This window comes from Leptolyngbya sp. NIES-2104 (assembly GCF_001485215.1).
GTDB lineage: Bacteria > Cyanobacteriota > Cyanobacteriia > Leptolyngbyales > Leptolyngbyaceae > Leptolyngbya.
Window position 1 is genome coordinate 1855102 of the sequence record NZ_BBWW01000001.1, and the last position, 15837, is coordinate 1870938.

Sequence of the window (15837 nt, forward strand, 5' to 3'; positions counted from 1 at the left end):
CTTTTTTATGCGATCGGTAAACTAAACCAAACCGCTGTCCCCTGATCCAGTTTGCTCGAAATCTCAATCTGTCCCCGATGCCCTGCAATGATTTGATGACACAGAAATAAACCGAGTCCTAATCCCGTTCGATGCTGATTCTGTGATCCTCGAAGATAAGGTTTTCTGAACAACTGATGACACTGATCGGGTGAAATTCCGACACCGTTATCCGCGATCGTACATTTCACCTCAGCCCCCACTTCTTCAGCCCGCAACGTTAAGGTAATTTCAGGCGGATTATGTTTAATCGCATTTGTAATTAAGTGATCCAAAACTCTTCTAAACTGAGTCGGATCAGCAGAAATCAGCGGTAGATTATCTGGGATTTGATTATTCAGATGAATTCGATTCTGAGACAATAACGGTTCTAGCTCAGCTAAAGTTTGACTAACCATTTCAGAACAAGAAATCGACTGCGGACTAATCACAACTTTCTGCGGTTCATGCGAATAGTCTTCGAGCAGCGAGCTAATCAGTTCAAGCTGGCGATTGCTACTGTCTACAATGCGATCGAGCGTTGATCGAGAAAGCGAAATCGTATCTTCTGCTTTTGATTGCAATCGTTTTAACACCATCAACATCCCAATCACAGGCGTTCTCAGATCATGAGTGACGGCATGAACTAAGGTATCTTTCACTTGATTCAACGATTGCAGTTCTAACATTCGTTGCTGCAATTCTGCGGTGCGATCCTGCACCTGAGTTTCCAAATCCGCAGCAAATCCTTGCACTTTTTCATACAATCGACCCTGTTGCAGCGCCAATTCTACCTGAGTTGCTAATCGTTCGAGTAATTCCACCTCAAACGATCGCCATTGTCTCGGTGCACCGCACTGATCCACGTTCAACACCCCAAACAATCGCCCATCCTGGTAGATTGGAATGCCAATACTCGCTTTGATTTGGTACATCCGATAGTAAATTTGGAGAAACTCACTCGTCTCAGTCTTCTCCGAATCTGGATTCACGCGAATTGGAGTTTGAGTAAAAACCTGTTGAATATCGGGAAGAATCGGACGAGGCGATCGCGTTCCTAACATCGGACTCCATTGAGGTGCTACCGATTCCGCCACCATCTCCGCAAAGCCTTGCTCGTCAAACACACTGATGTACACTCGATCGGCATTCAAAAACGATCGAACTTCCGCCACCGTTGTATTTAAAACCTCTTTAACATCCAGCGATCGACGAATTCGCAGCGTACTTTCTGCCAAGAATTGATCCTGCTCGATTCGCTGTCTTAGCAACGATTCGACCTGATGCCGTTCTGCGATCGCTGCCGCCAATACAAGTGCGATCGTCGCCATCACTCCAATAAAGATCTGAATCTGAAACAGTGCATTTTGCAGCGTCTCACTGTTCGATTCCCCAAAATAGCGATAGTTCTGGGACACACCCCATATCGAAACAAACGAAGCAATCAACAAACAGACGACTGTGCCCCGCTGACCCAACCGCAACGCCGACCAGACAATAAATAAAAACGGCGAATATTGCAGAATCGGAGACACCGCCCCTCGAATTGTTGCCATTGTCCCCGTTGCCGAAGTAGGAACCTGAGCCAATGGAGAATTTAAAATCATCCAGCTAGACATTACAATCAACCCTAACCAAACCGCGAACTCGATCACCCGTTGCCGTAATAGAGCCTTTTTGACCTCCCGCCGCAGTTCACTCCAAGACCTCGGAATTTGAACCGATCGACTGCCCCACACCACGATCGCTGGAGTCAGCACCAAAATCGAAACCGCATCGCCCAACCAAATCACCATCCAGTTCCCGGAAATCTCAGCACTGGGAACAATGCCAGCTAGATAGCCATTGATCGTGCTGATTGTCGCATTCAAACTCGGTGCGAGTACCGCTCCAATGCTTGCAAACGCCAGCACATCCCGAACGCGACGCAGCGATCGCCGAAATCCCAACCGTTTAAGTAACCCAACCGCGACCAAGACTTCTAGAGTGCTTCCCAGTCCTGCCACGATCGCAGTGATCCAACTCACTCCATCGAGCGATCGACCAAACAGAGTCGCACCCACAAAAACACCAATCCAGGAGAAGCGTTCTAGCAACATCACTGCTGCAAGGGCGATTCCAGCGGGCGGATACAGCACCGAAGCTTGAGCTTGGGCATCGAGTTGGACAAAGGTAAAAGCAAGCTTGGCACTGACAAAATAGACGATGGCAACCAGTGCGATCGCGAATAGTGTGGGTACCCATTGAGTCTGCTTCAACCACATGGCACAAGAAGACGCTTGAGGCTTGCCATGCTTCCAATCTCCGTGTCTGAAGGTCTGCTTAGTCAACGAAATTCAGGAACACCGACTACCCTAAATTAAAAGGGATACCGCTTTGATGACTTCCCCCAACTGGGTGAAGGAGATCAGTTTTACCGTCGTGTTTCCCCAAATTAGTGTGTACCTAAGATGAGCATCATCGAGTTTTGTCAAGTTTGTTACCAATTAAATCAAAGGCAACTTATTTCTGATTTGAGTTTTACCATTTTTTCAGGCGAAACGCTGGTGCTACTGGGTCGGAGTGGATGCGGAAAAACAACGACGCTGAGATTGATCAATCGATTATTAACGCCCACTGCTGGAGAAGTCCGGGTGAACGGTCGATCGACAACCGCTTGGAATGCGATCGAACTCAGACGACAAATCGGCTACGTGATTCAAGAAATCGGATTATTCCCGCATTTCACCGTGGCGCAGAACATTGCGGTCGTTCCCTCACTGCTGAAGTGGGAACGCGATCGCATTGAAAGCCGCGTAACTGAACTATTAGAGCTTGTCGGATTAGAGCCGCAACGCTTCAAGAATTGCTATCCACATCAGCTATCCGGTGGACAACGGCAACGGGTCGGAGTCGCGAGAGCATTAGCGGCTGATCCTCCGGTGTTATTGATGGATGAACCATTCGGAGCATTAGATCCCATCACACGGGCAGAACTTCAGCGAGAATTTCTCCGATTGCAGCGCCAGTTAGGAAAAACGATCGTGTTCGTGACGCATGATATTCAGGAAGCCTTTAAGCTAGGAACGCGGATCGGATTAATGCAGGCAGGACAGCTAGTAGAACTCGGAACGCCACAGGAATTTGCTCGATCGACCCATCCCGAAGCCCAAGCATTTTTAAACGTATGGAATTCCTAACCCGATACGGCGCTGAGATTCTAGAACGCCTCGGACAGCACTTGTTTTTAGTTGGAACGGCGACATCGATCGCGATTCTCATCGGCATTCCTTTGGGAATTTTAATTACTCGCAGTCCCAGTTTAGGCAAACCGATTCTAGGATTTGCGAATATCATGCAAACGGTTCCCAGTTTGGCATTGTTTGGATTTTTGCTCCCGATTCCGATCATTGGGGGAATTGGCGCGAAAACTGCGATCGTCGCTCTTATTCTCTATTCCTTGCTTCCGATCATTCGCAATACCGTTGTGGGAATTAACAACGTCGATCCGGCAGTTCGAGAAGCAGGGCGAGGAATGGGAATGAGCGATCGCCAACTCCTATTTCAAGTCGAGCTACCGTTAGCGATGGGTGTGATTCTTTCAGGTGTTCGAGTTGCAACCGTGATCGGAGTGGGACTCGCTACAATTGCATCAGCGATCGGAGCGGGAGGACTCGGCGAATTTATTTTTCGAGGAGTCGCGATCGTAGATAATCAGCTTATTCTGGCTGGGGCAGTTCCAGCCGCGATCGTGGCATTGGGTGCGGATTGGGGATTAGGTTGGATTGAAAGACGGTTAACAATCAAAAGATGAAAAGATTTCTTGCACTCGGACTTCTAGCACTTTGTTTAATGGTGTCGATCGTCGCTTGTCAAGGTGGCGGCGAGCGGATCGTGATTGGCTCGAAGAACTTTACCGAGCAGATTATTTTAGGCGAAATCTTAGCGCAACAAATTGAGCGAAAAACAAATATAAAGGTCGATCGTAAATTCAATTTAGGCGGCACATTTGTCTGCTTAACGGGCATTCAAAAAGGCGAACTCGATATCTATCCTGAATACACCGGAACCGCTTACGGTGCAATTCTAAAACTGGGTGCAGAAAGCGACCCCAAGAAAGTTTTGGAAACCGTACAAGGTCGATTTGAGCGAGATTTCCAGTTACTTTGGACAAAGCCGTTTGGATTTAATAACTCTTTTGCAATGGTGATTCGTGGAGACGATGCTAGAAAGTTAAACCTTCAAACCCTTTCGCAAGCAGCAAACTACACACCCAAATGGCGTGCGGGTTTTGGTCCTGAATTTCTCAATCGTGAGGATGGATTTCCGGGACTTGCAAAGGCTTACAATCTCAAACTGGTATCACAGCCGAAGGTGATGGATTTGGGATTGTTGTATCGATCGCTGCAAGCCAAAGAAGTCGATATCGTCGCTGGAAGCACCACCGATGGTCTACTTTCAACGCTCGATCTAACCATTTTGAAAGACGATAAGCGTTATTTCCCACCTTATGAAGCCGCCGCAGTTGTTCGACGCGAAACTTATCAAAAACATCCAGAACTCAGAGAAGTGTTAGATCAGCTTGGCGGATTGATTTCTGACAAGACAATGCAAGAGTTGAACTATCGCGTCGATGGTAAGAAAGAAGACGTAAAACAAGTGGTTCAAGAGTTTCTCAAGTCGAAATAGAACTAAGCTTGAAAGGCTTGTGCAGCGGTCAATTGCAACTCTGGAAAAGTCGGGGAAATGATGCGATCGTTTCCCCGAAATGGAGTCATCTGATATTCCCCTTCCACTAATTCACACACCCAAACCGTGGGCTGTTTTGGATTGCCTAAAAATCTCCGTCCTCCGAGTGCTGCATAGTCCACAATCCAGTATTCTGGAATGCCTAAAGCTTCGTAAGCTGCAAATTTCGTGTGATAGTCGTCGCGCCAATTCGTACTGACAACCTCGATGATGAGTTTGATCGTTTTGCTGTTTTCGATCGCAGATGATTTTTCCCACCTCGGTTCATTAGCAATTTCACGACGATCTAAAACAATTCCATCGGGTTCGTACGCAGATTCGCCCTCATCTTCGATCTGATCGACTTTTACAACACACTCTTTCGGAACGAAAAAGGGTAAATTTAATTGCCGAATTAAGATACCAGCCTCGATCGAGAGAAATCCTGCAATATCCGAATGTTTTCCTCTTGGCTTTGGCACTTTGACAATGACTCCACGACGTAATTCATATCGAAACTCTGAGTTCTCTGGATACCATTCGAGGAACTGATCAAAACTGACGGGTTTTTTCAGGGCTTGAATCATCTCGATCGACCAATGCACGTTAATCCGATCATACTGGTCTGAACAATTGATTTTTTGGTGGATGGTAATATCAGGGTATGTGGAGTGAGTAATTTTAATGCCAACCGATGCCCAATTGAGAGGATTATACCGTCTTAGTTATTGGTTAACGTACATTATGCTTCAGCCTGTACACCTTGTCTGTATTGACGATCGCACAAACAATTTGTACGTTTTGGCTGGAAATACTGAAAATTTGGAATTCCAAATTACGCCAACTGGAGAGGTATTCTGATGAGTCAAGTTAATTATGCGGCGATGTCCGATGAGGAATTGAAGCAATACTTTCTCAAGCATCGTGAAGACAAGATGGCGCTTCGAGCCTATTTGGATCGTCTTGGCGATCGTCCGCGCGAAATTATTACATCCGTCGATGATCCTGATTTTGAAGCCAAGATGCAAACGGCAATCCTGCGGAAAATGCACACAGGCACGAACAATGATTTGACTTGAATTTTCTCAAAAACAAGTGGGCTTAACTCTCGATTCCAATCCATCTAAGACAGACTGCAATCGAAAATTAAGCCCACAGTTCAAGCGCGATCGCACCAATCTTAACGACGGCTGCGGTTCGGCACTTTGCTCATGTAGTCTTCAGAAGTGGAAACGCTACCATAGTTAGACTTCGGTGCGATCGCGGCTGCCACACTGAGGAAGCGACGCGGATCACCTTCGGGTAGATTGCGCTCTTGCGACTTCTTGGAGTAGTAGTTCTTCACCACAAACTGCCAATCGTTCTTCACCGTTCCCGCCGTTTCGCGGAAGTCTTCACCGTAACGAGGGGTAACCAAGTTAAACGGACGCGCTTCCATGCGACGACGCTGATAAGGAACGGTATAGTCACCAAATGCGTCTGTGTACTCTTCGCTATCCAACAGTGCATCGACGAATCCATCGAAGCCTTTGGTACCGATCACGATCGACCAAGCGACTTCTTCATCTCGATCGTAAGAATCACGACCCAAGAACCGCTTGAGGCAGATTTGCACTAAGCGATAGTTGTTGTTTACTTCTACAACCGTGCTGTAGAAGCGCTCGGATTTTGCCAATTCACGAATGAAGTCGCGCACCGTGATTGCACCATTTCTCACACGAGATTCAGACGCAATTTGGCGATTGAACTTCAGCGTTTCATGTTCACTGAACACTTGACGATAAGCAGCCCAGATCAGAGCTTCCATGTCGGTTACAGAGCTTACATCCTCGATTCGATAGATGTAAGGCGTGTCTTCGTTTTGGTCAGCAATGCCGAAGTTTTTTACCCGATGGTTTTGGGTGGTCGGCTTGTAAGCTAACAATGGCAATGCCATGTCAGAATCTCCCTCGTATTAATAAACAGCAAGACTTTGAAGAAATGATCTCATTGCTACGCTTATTATCTCGTGTCTGGGACACGTTTAGCGTAACGGGAAGCTCGATGAGGTACTGATCGAGGCGGGAGTGCTACCAGCGAGTTCGCGGGTCATGTCAGGAATCGCGATGTTTGCCGTCGATACGGGTTTATGTTCGACGGTTTTGATATTGAGCGATCGAGCCAAATCCCGGAAGTTGTTAATATCGCCCCACTTGTAGCGGCTCGTTTCTTCCTGATCGCGCCAGTAGTCCGCATAGCTCGGAGTCACCAAGTTAAACGGACGACCTTTATAACGACGACGCTGATAAGGAACCGTGTTATCGCCAAACGCAGTCGCGTACTCTTCACTATCGACCAGTGCATCCACGAAACCATCCCAGCCAAGAGTGGCGATTTTGATCGACCAAGCGATCGTTTCTTCGTTGTTGTACGCCGATCGACCGAGTAAGCGCTTCAGAGCAATATCGACCAAACGATAGTTCGAGTTTTTCTCGATCACAAGGGTTCTGAAGGTTTCCGATTTCGCCAATCCGCGCACAAAGTCGCGAACGGTAATCGCTCGGTTCTTTAGTTGTGATTCAAGATTTTTCTGACGGCTGCTCTGTAAAATGACGTGTTCGCTGAACACTTGACGATAACCCGCCCAAATCAGGTCGGTGATATCGGTTTGATCGATAGAATCTTCGAGCCGATAAATGTACGGCGTGTCTTCGCCTGGAACTTCGTACCCATCGACTCGCTGGTTTTGCGAGGAGGGTTTGTACTCAAGTAAGGGAATCGACATGGTTAATCAAGGGTAAATGGGTGTGGCGATCGCGCTTAGCAAGGTTGCTGGCATTCAAGGCACTTGGTAGCGGGTATTTGAAGAGTTTCTTCGCTTCGATTGCGTCTCGCCCTGAAATGAATTTCGGGCTAACCGTGGAAAGTCTACTGAAGTAGACTCAGAACAAGTTTCAGTTTCTTAGTCCTTTTTAAAGGACTTTCGCCGATTAGCCCGAAATTCATTTCAGGGCGGGTGTTGCAACAAACGAAGAACCTTCAAACCTCCTCTTAAACTTTCGTAGTGCCCGGAATGTAGCTATAAGGTAAGTTCACCTTCGGACGGCTGACCGTCGGTTTTGTCACCTCAGCCGCTTCACGACTCGAATCCGGTACTTTGACCGCGCTCGATGTTGCCCGCGCCACGTGACGTTGCGTATCGAGGTGAGGCGTACTCAGGCTTTGTGCCATATTCAAGAACGTGAACGGAATCGCTTGGCGAATCACTTCTTTATCGAGATCGCCCGCGTTGTAGCTGCGAACTTGATAGTACGATCGAGTTGCCAATTCCCGCTCTAACAACCGATTGCGCCAGAAATCGCCATAGCGCGGATTCGTCAAGTTAAACGGACGACCTTCTAACCGACGACGTTGATAAGGAACAATGTCATCACCAAAGTTCTCGCGATATTCTTCGCCATCGACAAGTTCATCAATGAAGCCGTGTAAACCTTTAGTCGCAATCACGATCGATTTCGCGATCTGTTCATCCCGACCATACGATGCCCGTCCTAAAAACCGCTTCAGGGTAATATCCACCAAGCGATAGTTCGAGTTCGTTTCAGCGACCAACTCACGGTAAATGTCGGACTTACCCAAGCCACGAACAAAGTCAGCGACACCAATTTTCCGATTCCGCAGTTGCGATTCGAGGAAAACCTGACGGTTGCTCTTGAGAATTAAGTGTTCAGCAAAAATCTGGCGATACGCTGCCCAGATAATCCGATCGACATCTTCTGACGATCGCGCATCGGTTAAGCGATAAATCACCGGATCATCTTCATCAGTGACATCGTATCCATCGACTCGCTGATTCTGAGTTTTGGGATTTACTTTGAGAAGTGGGATTGCCATTAGGAGAAACCCAATAAAGTGAACTTACGAAAGTTGCTGTTTCGCAAGGGCGGCTCTCGCTCGAACCGCACCATCGGAATCAGTTTGCAGTAATCGATCGAGTTGAGCAATTGCACGAGATCGATCGACCAAATCCGCAGAATTGAGCCAGCTTTGTAACCCGACGATCGCGGCGTACCGAGTCGCCCAATCGACATCTTGAGCGACAAATAAAAGCGTGTTTAAAGCTTGAGATTGAGCAGATTCGCGGGCTGTGGGTTCAAGTTGTTGCCAGCGGATTTGTCCCAATCCTTTGATTGCCGCTCGTCTGACGCTCGGAGCAAAATCGGCTTCAGCAGCTTTGATCAAAACATTTAAGGCGAGTGGATCAGCGATCGCGGCAAGTGCGCGTAAACTGTAAGCTCTTGCCCCGTAGTTATAGCCATCGATTTGAGCTAACAATTCGGGAATTGCGACTTCACCCAACGCTACCAAACCAGAAACCGCCGCTAATGCTGCACCCGGATTGTTAAACCCTAGAGCGCGAATTAGCGTCGGAATGGCTTCAGTCGATCGCACATTTGCCAAAGCGTGAACGGCTCCAACCAATTTGGCGGGAGAGTCTGCGGCTTCGACTGCATTAATCAACGATTGAATTGTGGGATCAGTTGCAATCATAGAATCCTCGTGAGGGGGCACTTTGGCGATCCGATCTCGATTGTCTCGCTTCCGAATCACCGCTTACCAGTTCACAGTAAGTTATCCATGAGGGTCATGAGCTTGATTGCATCTGGAGACATCGGATCATCCGTTTCGCCTAGATGATAATCGAGCAAACCTTTACAAGACAGCAGCTTAAAGCTGTTTTCTACTGGAGATGCCGCGATCGCGTCTGCTGCCGGAAGATATCCGATCGCACCCAAATCCGCTAACGCCGATCGTCTCAGTTGCACATCGTTCCCCTGTAGCGCTTCAACCAGTCGCTCCCCGTAAATTGGATCGCGAGTTAACTGGTACATCGATCGCGCCGCAGCGTATTGAACTCGTGCCACCGAGTGATCGAGAAACGGACGAACGAGATCGATCGCTTCAGTTGCTCCTAATGCGCCCAATGCCTCTAATACTGCCTCTACAGGCTGTACTAAATGCGGACGACCCGGAACAAACTGAGCCGCTTCAATCCCGCCCTTGAGCAATGCCATTAATTGAGGAACACACGACGAATCGCCAAGTAATCCCAGGGCTTGAGCCGCTGACTCCCGGACGTAGAAATCATCACACTCAAGGCAGCGAGTCAGCCCAGGAACCGCTCGACGATCGCCTAATTTTCCCAACGCCCGCGCCGCATTTCGCCGCAGCGGATAGCCGCCCATTTCGGTTCGATCGTCTCCATCTTCCAACGCTTGGATCAAAGCGTCGATCGCTCTTGAATCTTTGATCTGAAATTTCCCCAGCCACCAAGACGCGTAGTATCGCAAACTCGTATCGGGACTCGACAGGTTCGCGATCGCGCTTTCGACCGTTAACGGTTCGGCTCCTGGTTGCGGTTCAAGTTCAGAATTAGATTCAAGCACGATAATTACTCAGCCGTTAGCGGTTCAATGTTAACGATGCGACCACCCAGACGGGTAATCCGCTGCATTTCTTCGTTCATGCGGTTGTAAGGAACCGTGATAAACACACTGCCGCTATTACGGATTTCATAGTTATTGCGATCGGTTTGGTCGTTTTGACGCAAACCCACCACTTCATACCGAAAAACACGTGCGCCCGATGGAGTGTTTGCGGCGCTTCCCACTGCGGTTTGACCGAACATGGTTAAGACTCCTTTAGAGTTGAGATTTAAGAAAAAACTCTGAATGATTGGATGCCCGGCGAATAGAATTCGCGGCTACACAGACGAAACCTGCCTTCGCAGGTTAAAGAACTTCTTGGCTTCTCCAGTCCGCGCAGGCGGACTTTGTTTGTATAGCCGCGAATTCCATTCGCTAGGGCAACCATCCAAACCCACAGATTTACGCAGGCGTAACGCTCACGATCTTCGCGCCGGTGCGCTGAATTTGCTGCATCTTATTCGAGAGCTGCTCATAAGGCACAAGGAAAGCTGTGCTCGATCGGCGAACCTTCGGATATCCCGGTGACAGCACACCTGCCACTTCCACCCGAAAGATCCGACCGCTTTCGCCATACGATCCGCCCAGAGCCTTCTTCGGAGCGAGATCATCCGACGCGCTAAAGTGCGACCAGCCGCCATCTGCCTGAGACGGAGACGCGATCGACGACGACGTATTTTTCGCCAAATTCCGCGCTAAGCGAGAATTCTTTCCAGCCGCTTGAGCGCGATCGCTGTTCGCATAACCGCGATACAACTGGAACAGATTCGTAAATCCGATCGTTCTTGCTCCAGTCTCATACTGGAAGCCCCGATAGTACGGCACCACGTTATCACCAAAGTTGGCTTCGTACTCTTCGGAATCAATGTAAGAATCGATTTCCGCATCGAACCCTTGAGTTTCGTAGATATCCAAGTGTTCGACCACTGCCGACTCATCGAACGGAGCGCGACCCAGCAAATGCTTGTGGTTTAGCTCGATCACGCGGGTCTGGAAGTTGTTATACAAAAACTTCTCTTTATATAATTCTGATTTCGCCACGGCGCGGACAAATTCTCTGACTGAGATCTTGCCGTTGCGTAACAGCGATTCTGCACTCGTCAACCGCTCCGACTTCATCAGGTAGTCATTGCCCAACACCTGACGATAAGTAGCACGAACCACTGCTTCCACATCATCTTCTGTCCAAGGATGGCGCAATTCCACCTTGGGGGTTTCCTGAAAAGGCGCAGTACCCAACCGCGCTGCTGCTGCTGTAATAGCCATCGATTTCTCCCAAAACAACGGCGAACGTGAATTTAAGCTTTGCGTCAGCATCCAGCCATCAGCTTTGAGAAAACCGATCGCCGATCGCTAACCCAAATTTTGATAAAACAATGCCCGGAAGGGTAAACAATAGCCAGCACTTGCCAGCGAACCGCATACCTTTCCGGGCAAGGTGAAGCTAAATTAGCTCAGCGCGTTGATCGCGTAGTCGAGGTAGGTGTTTGCTTCGTTTGCAGCTTGTCCGCTCAGACCGTGGCTTGCTTTGATGTTCTTCAGCGCTTCCACGTACCAAGAAGGAGACAACTCGAATGCTTGGTTGATTTCAGCCAAACCAGCAACCAAGTACTCATCCATCGGACCCGTTCCACCTGCAACCAAGCAGTAGGTCACCATGCGGAGGTAGTAGCCGATGTCACGAGCACATTTTGCTTTACCTTCGGGGGTCGAAGAATACTGCGAACCTTGCATTTGGGTGGTGTACGGGAACTTCTGATACACCGCGTTTGCAGCACCGTCGATCAGTTTTTGTGCGTTGGTGGTCAATGCACGAGCCGCTTCCATCGAAGCAACCGCACGCTCAAAGCGTCCGTTCACTGCTTGGAGTTCAGTGTTGCTCAAGAAACGTCCTTGGGTATCCGCAGCAGCGATCGCTTCAGTAATCGGGGTCTTCATTGTCAGTCTCTCCCTTTGGGTTTATCGTTTTTGAAAAAGTAAAAGAGTTGGAGTCGCTCAGAAACTAAGCAACAGCAGCAGCCGCACGATCGAAGTAGGAAGCAACTTCCGACATCAATTGCGAACAGTCACCTTTGGTGATTCCGTTGGGGTCGTTTGCCAGTGCGAGTGCAGCTTCTTTCATTTTTTGAACGCCAGCAGCGGTCGAACCACCAGGAACGCCCAGTGCTTGGTAGGTTTCGCGCAGACCGTTCAAGCAACGATCGTCGAGGACGCTTGCATCACCTGCGAGGGTTGCGTAGGTCACATAGCGCAAGATGATTTCCATGTCGCGCAGGCAAGCTGCCATGCGACGGTTGGTGTAAGCGTTTCCGCCGGGAGCGATCAATTGGGGCTGTTCTGCGAACAATGCACGAGCCGCGTTTGCAACGATCGTCGATGCGTTGCTGGTGATGCGGTTCACGGTGTCAAGGCGCTTGCTGCCATCACGAACCACTGAGGTCAGAGCGTCGAGCTGACCGGTGCTGAGGAATTCGCCTTTGGCATCAGCCTGAGAGACCACCTTTGCGAAAGCATCTAACATTGGAATTCTCCTAAAAACTGGGTATGAGTTCGGTTTGGTTCAGAACTGGAAGGTGTTACTGAAGCCATTTGGAGGTTTGATTGCAAGGAGCGCACATCACCCCACTGTCTGAATTTTACAGAATTGGTTTCTCATTAAACTCGATCAAGTTGAGTTTTTTAAGAAATCTGAGAGAATGTCACATTTCTATGAGAAAGCGCGAATCCCATTCAGATAGTGTTTTAAGCGGGTTTGTTTTGTGTGTTTTCCCCTTCGATTTCCTTTTATACAATGCTGGAGTGCCTCAGTTTGTTACAAGTTGTTGATTTGTATCACGCTCAACGAAATATTCGTCGAAAGTGTTGCTAAACAAGGGTTTATCGAGGGTTGAAGCTTAATTTTTCCTGCATTTCTGAGAACGATCGAGCTATTTTTATGTAGTTTTGTTAAGTTAATGATTTCTTAAGATTCTCAGAAAGCACCCGGTGATTGATTTGTAGAGCTTTTCAGAGATACAAGCAAAGCTGAAGCTTGTAAAGAAAGATTGAGAAATTTAGCAGAAATATTATTTCGGATTGTTAAGACGGAATTTGTTTTCTGAGACGCGATCGCATTTCTCGCCGTTCAATCCCCGATGTATCCTAGTTGAGGAGCCATTTTGGATGTTGTATCGTGCTAGACCTAAAGCTAATTCGCGAAAATCCTGATCTTGTGCAAACTAAACTGAATCAGCGCGGCGGGAGTTATGACATTTCTGCGATCGCGTCGCTCGATCAGCAGCGTCGTGAATTAGAGGTCGAGCGATCGCAACTCCAAGCCCGAAGTAACGAAATCGGGAAACTCGTCGGTCAAATGATGAAAGCCGATCCAAAAAATCCTGAAGTTCAACCGCTTCGAGATGAAGGAAATTCGATTAAGGCAAAATTGAGCGAATTAGAGCCGCGAGAGAAGGAAATTCGCGACCAGATTGAGACGCTATTATTGACGTTTCCGAATTTGCCGAGTGACACGACTCCGATCGGCAAAGATGAAACCGAGAATGTCGAGGTGAAGCGGTGGGGCGATGAATTTAAACCGTCGATCGAAGTTCTTCCCCATTACGAAATTGCTGAGAAGCTCGGAATTCTCAACACCGAACGAGCGACGAAAATTGCTCAAAGCCGATTCGTGATTCTGATGGGTGCGGGTGCGGCGTTGGAACGAGCATTGATTCAGTTCATGTTGAATCAGCAGATTGCAGCGGGATACGTGGAAGTGATTCCTCCAGTATTGATTAATTCTCGATCGATGACCGCAACCGGACAGCTACCCAAATTCGCCGAAGAAAGTTTCAAATGTGCCGATGACGATCTGTGGTTAGCTCCAACTGCGGAAGTTCCAGTCACGAACTTATATCGTGATGAAATCATTTCTGCTGAACAGCTACCGATTTATCACTGTGCCTACACACCTTGTTTTCGTCGGGAAGCCGGAAGTTACGGCAGAGATACACGCGGCTTAATTCGACTGCATCAATTCAACAAAGTTGAGCTAGTCAAGCTCGTGCATCCTGAAACATCTGAGCAGGAACATCAAAGCTTAGTGAAGAATGCAGAAGCGATTCTAGAGGCGTTGAAACTGCCTTATCGCACAGTTGAGCTTTGTACCGGAGATTTAGGATTCGGGGCAGCAAAATGTTATGACCTCGAAGTTTGGTTGCCTTCTGCGGGAACCTATCGAGAAATTTCTAGCTGCTCGAACTTTATGGACTTCCAAGCGCGTCGAGGCAGCATTCGATTTAAGGGAGCGGCACAGAAAGGAACGCAGTTTGTTCATACGCTGAATGGATCAGGATTAGCGATCGGGCGAACAATGGCAGCCATTCTCGAAAACTACCAGCAAACAGATGAAACCGTGAAAATTCCAGAAGCATTGCAGCCGTATTTAGGGCGAGAAGTGCTTTAGACAATCTCCTAAAACGGTCGCGACTTGACCGACTTCAAGGCAGAAATTCACAAGGCGCGATCGCGCTTCTTCCCCCACGATTTAAGCCAAAATAGTAGCAACCTATCGATCGCGCTCACATCCTATGTCCCTGCTTCCAGCCTTACAAAATCTTCCCGCTACATTTCCGATCGAAGGAGCCGTCCGCATCGAATTAACAGAAGGGATTCCCATTTTCAAAGCTTCGAGTAGTGTACAAAACCGCATCGAAACCTTACTCGACAAACAGCAAATCGAAAACCTCACACCAGAAGAAAACCAGGAACTCGATCACTACGAAGCGATCAACGATTACTTAAGCTTCGTCAATCGCACAATCCGCAATCTTTATCTGAACCAGTCCGCTTAAATGTCTTCTCGTCGAAAGCTTTCCGCCGAGCTTCAGCAACAGGTCCGAACCCGCGCCAACTTCCTCTGCGAATTCTGTCACGCTTCCGAACAATGGCAATATGTTCAGTTCACGATCGATCATCTTCTCCCGATCGCTCAAGGCGGAACCAACGATCCAAATAATTTGGCACTCTCTTGCTTCCACTGCAATCGCAGGAAAACTGACCAAACGAATTGTCTTGATCCACAAACTGAGCAAGTTGTTTTGCTGTTTAATCCTCGTCGCGATCAATGGAGCGAACACTTCATCTGGTCACCCGATGGACTTAGAATCCTTGGATTAACGGCTACCGGACGAGCAACGATCGCGGCTTTAGATTTAAATCGACTCCGAGTAATCAACATTCGAGCCGCTGATCTGCAAATTGGAAGACATCCGCCTAGCGACGATCCGATCCAACCCTTCACTTTATGATTGTTAGCAACCTCCCGTCACTTCTACCTAGAGCATTCAATCTTCCAGCCCAGACTGAAATTGACTCATTAACCAAGCACTGACCTTGCCATGATTCATCTCACGACTGCGACGAAACGCCTCTTCTAACAGCGCAATCTCTAAACCTGGCAGCACGAGAGATTGATCAATCCGCCGACTTCCTCGATCGGCGATCGCAAACGCCCAGATACTGGCATTCTGCACATCGATAATCCAGTACTCTTTTACGCCCAGCGACTCGTACAGCAATCGTTTCTCACCGCGATCGCGATGAACTTCTGCCAAGAGATCGGAATCCAAGCTTCCATCTGCACTTGAGTGTGTAATTGGCTCATGAG

The 15837-nt window shown here is 48.3% G+C and carries 19 protein-coding genes; 7 read left to right on the forward strand and 12 right to left on the reverse strand.

Annotated elements, in window-relative coordinates:
• Nucleotides 1–5: 5 nt before the first annotated feature.
• The gene (locus tag NIES2104_RS08640) at nt 6–2282 is read right to left on the reverse strand and encodes an MASE1 domain-containing protein (RefSeq protein ID WP_058997645.1); all 2277 of its coding nucleotides are present in this window, start codon (nt 2280–2282) and stop codon (nt 6–8) included.
• 249 nt (nt 2283–2531) lie between these two features.
• Here NIES2104_RS08640 and NIES2104_RS08645 point away from each other — a divergent pair, with 249 nt between their 5' ends.
• The 3 genes from NIES2104_RS08645 to NIES2104_RS08655 are packed head-to-tail and all read left to right on the forward strand — an operon-like array spanning nt 2532 to nt 4686.
• Complete coding sequence (locus tag NIES2104_RS08645; RefSeq protein WP_304608000.1) at nt 2532–3197, forward strand: ABC transporter ATP-binding protein; 666 nt, start codon at nt 2532–2534, stop codon at nt 3195–3197.
• Nucleotides 3185–3811, forward strand: a complete 627-nt coding sequence (locus NIES2104_RS08650; protein ID WP_058997648.1) for an ABC transporter permease — start codon at nt 3185–3187, stop codon at nt 3809–3811. The genes NIES2104_RS08645 and NIES2104_RS08650 overlap by 13 nt, the downstream gene beginning before the upstream one ends.
• Nucleotides 3808–4686, forward strand: a complete 879-nt coding sequence (locus tag NIES2104_RS08655; protein WP_058997651.1) for a glycine betaine ABC transporter substrate-binding protein — start codon at nt 3808–3810, stop codon at nt 4684–4686. The genes NIES2104_RS08650 and NIES2104_RS08655 overlap by 4 nt, the downstream gene beginning before the upstream one ends.
• A gap of 2 nt (nt 4687–4688) precedes the next feature.
• Here NIES2104_RS08655 and NIES2104_RS08660 read toward each other — a convergent pair whose 3' ends face one another.
• The gene (locus NIES2104_RS08660; protein WP_058997653.1) at nt 4689–5312 is read right to left on the reverse strand and encodes a Uma2 family endonuclease; all 624 of its coding nucleotides are present in this window, start codon (nt 5310–5312) and stop codon (nt 4689–4691) included.
• A 273-nt stretch (nt 5313–5585) separates the two neighbouring features.
• Here NIES2104_RS08660 and NIES2104_RS08665 point away from each other — a divergent pair, with 273 nt between their 5' ends.
• On the forward strand, nt 5586–5804 hold the full coding sequence (locus NIES2104_RS08665; protein ID WP_058997655.1) for a hypothetical protein: 219 nt from the start codon (nt 5586–5588) through the stop codon (nt 5802–5804).
• A gap of 101 nt (nt 5805–5905) precedes the next feature.
• Here NIES2104_RS08665 and NIES2104_RS08670 read toward each other — a convergent pair whose 3' ends face one another.
• From NIES2104_RS08670 to NIES2104_RS08710, 9 genes are all read right to left on the reverse strand, one after another.
• On the reverse strand, nt 5906–6661 hold the full coding sequence (locus tag NIES2104_RS08670) for a phycobilisome rod-core linker polypeptide (protein ID WP_058997656.1): 756 nt from the start codon (nt 6659–6661) through the stop codon (nt 5906–5908).
• An 87-nt stretch (nt 6662–6748) separates the two neighbouring features.
• On the reverse strand, nt 6749–7489 hold the full coding sequence (locus tag NIES2104_RS08675) for a phycobilisome rod-core linker polypeptide (RefSeq protein ID WP_058997658.1): 741 nt from the start codon (nt 7487–7489) through the stop codon (nt 6749–6751).
• A gap of 266 nt (nt 7490–7755) precedes the next feature.
• Nucleotides 7756–8598 (reverse strand): phycobilisome rod-core linker polypeptide, encoded by an 843-nt coding sequence (locus NIES2104_RS08680; protein WP_058997660.1) that lies wholly within the window; start codon nt 8596–8598, stop codon nt 7756–7758.
• 24 nt (nt 8599–8622) lie between these two features.
• The gene (locus NIES2104_RS08685; RefSeq protein WP_058997663.1) at nt 8623–9255 is read right to left on the reverse strand and encodes a HEAT repeat domain-containing protein; all 633 of its coding nucleotides are present in this window, start codon (nt 9253–9255) and stop codon (nt 8623–8625) included.
• Nucleotides 9256–9326: 71 nt separating this feature from the next.
• Nucleotides 9327–10151 carry a HEAT repeat domain-containing protein gene (locus NIES2104_RS08690; protein ID WP_058997665.1) on the reverse strand — a complete coding sequence of 275 codons (825 nt, stop codon included), beginning with the start codon at nt 10149–10151 and terminating at the stop codon, nt 9327–9329.
• 5 nt (nt 10152–10156) lie between these two features.
• Nucleotides 10157–10393: a phycobilisome linker polypeptide gene (locus tag NIES2104_RS08695; RefSeq protein ID WP_058997668.1), complete on the reverse strand. Its 237-nt coding sequence runs from the start codon at nt 10391–10393 to the stop codon at nt 10157–10159.
• A gap of 199 nt (nt 10394–10592) precedes the next feature.
• Nucleotides 10593–11456, reverse strand: coding sequence for a phycobilisome linker polypeptide (locus NIES2104_RS08700; protein WP_059001630.1), 864 nt, complete (start codon nt 11454–11456; stop codon nt 10593–10595).
• A 183-nt stretch (nt 11457–11639) separates the two neighbouring features.
• Complete coding sequence (gene cpcA / locus NIES2104_RS08705) at nt 11640–12128, reverse strand: phycocyanin subunit alpha (protein WP_058997669.1); 489 nt, start codon at nt 12126–12128, stop codon at nt 11640–11642.
• A 64-nt stretch (nt 12129–12192) separates the two neighbouring features.
• Nucleotides 12193–12711 (reverse strand): phycocyanin subunit beta, encoded by a 519-nt coding sequence (locus NIES2104_RS08710; protein WP_058997671.1) that lies wholly within the window; start codon nt 12709–12711, stop codon nt 12193–12195.
• Nucleotides 12712–13362: 651 nt separating this feature from the next.
• Here NIES2104_RS08710 and serS point away from each other — a divergent pair.
• The 3 genes from serS (at nt 13363) to NIES2104_RS08725 (ending at nt 15478) form a co-directional block, all read left to right on the forward strand.
• On the forward strand, nt 13363–14634 hold the full coding sequence (gene serS, locus NIES2104_RS08715) for a serine--tRNA ligase (RefSeq protein ID WP_058997673.1): 1272 nt from the start codon (nt 13363–13365) through the stop codon (nt 14632–14634).
• 124 nt (nt 14635–14758) lie between these two features.
• Complete coding sequence (locus NIES2104_RS08720) at nt 14759–15022, forward strand: hypothetical protein (RefSeq protein WP_058997675.1); 264 nt, start codon at nt 14759–14761, stop codon at nt 15020–15022.
• On the forward strand, nt 15023–15478 hold the full coding sequence (locus NIES2104_RS08725; protein WP_058997677.1) for an HNH endonuclease: 456 nt from the start codon (nt 15023–15025) through the stop codon (nt 15476–15478).
• Nucleotides 15479–15514: 36 nt separating this feature from the next.
• On the opposite strand, the gene NIES2104_RS08730 is transcribed toward NIES2104_RS08725, so the two are convergent.
• Nucleotides 15515–15799 carry a Uma2 family endonuclease gene (locus NIES2104_RS08730; protein WP_263970932.1) on the reverse strand — a complete coding sequence of 95 codons (285 nt, stop codon included), beginning with the start codon at nt 15797–15799 and terminating at the stop codon, nt 15515–15517.
• Nucleotides 15800–15837: the final 38 nt, after the last annotated feature.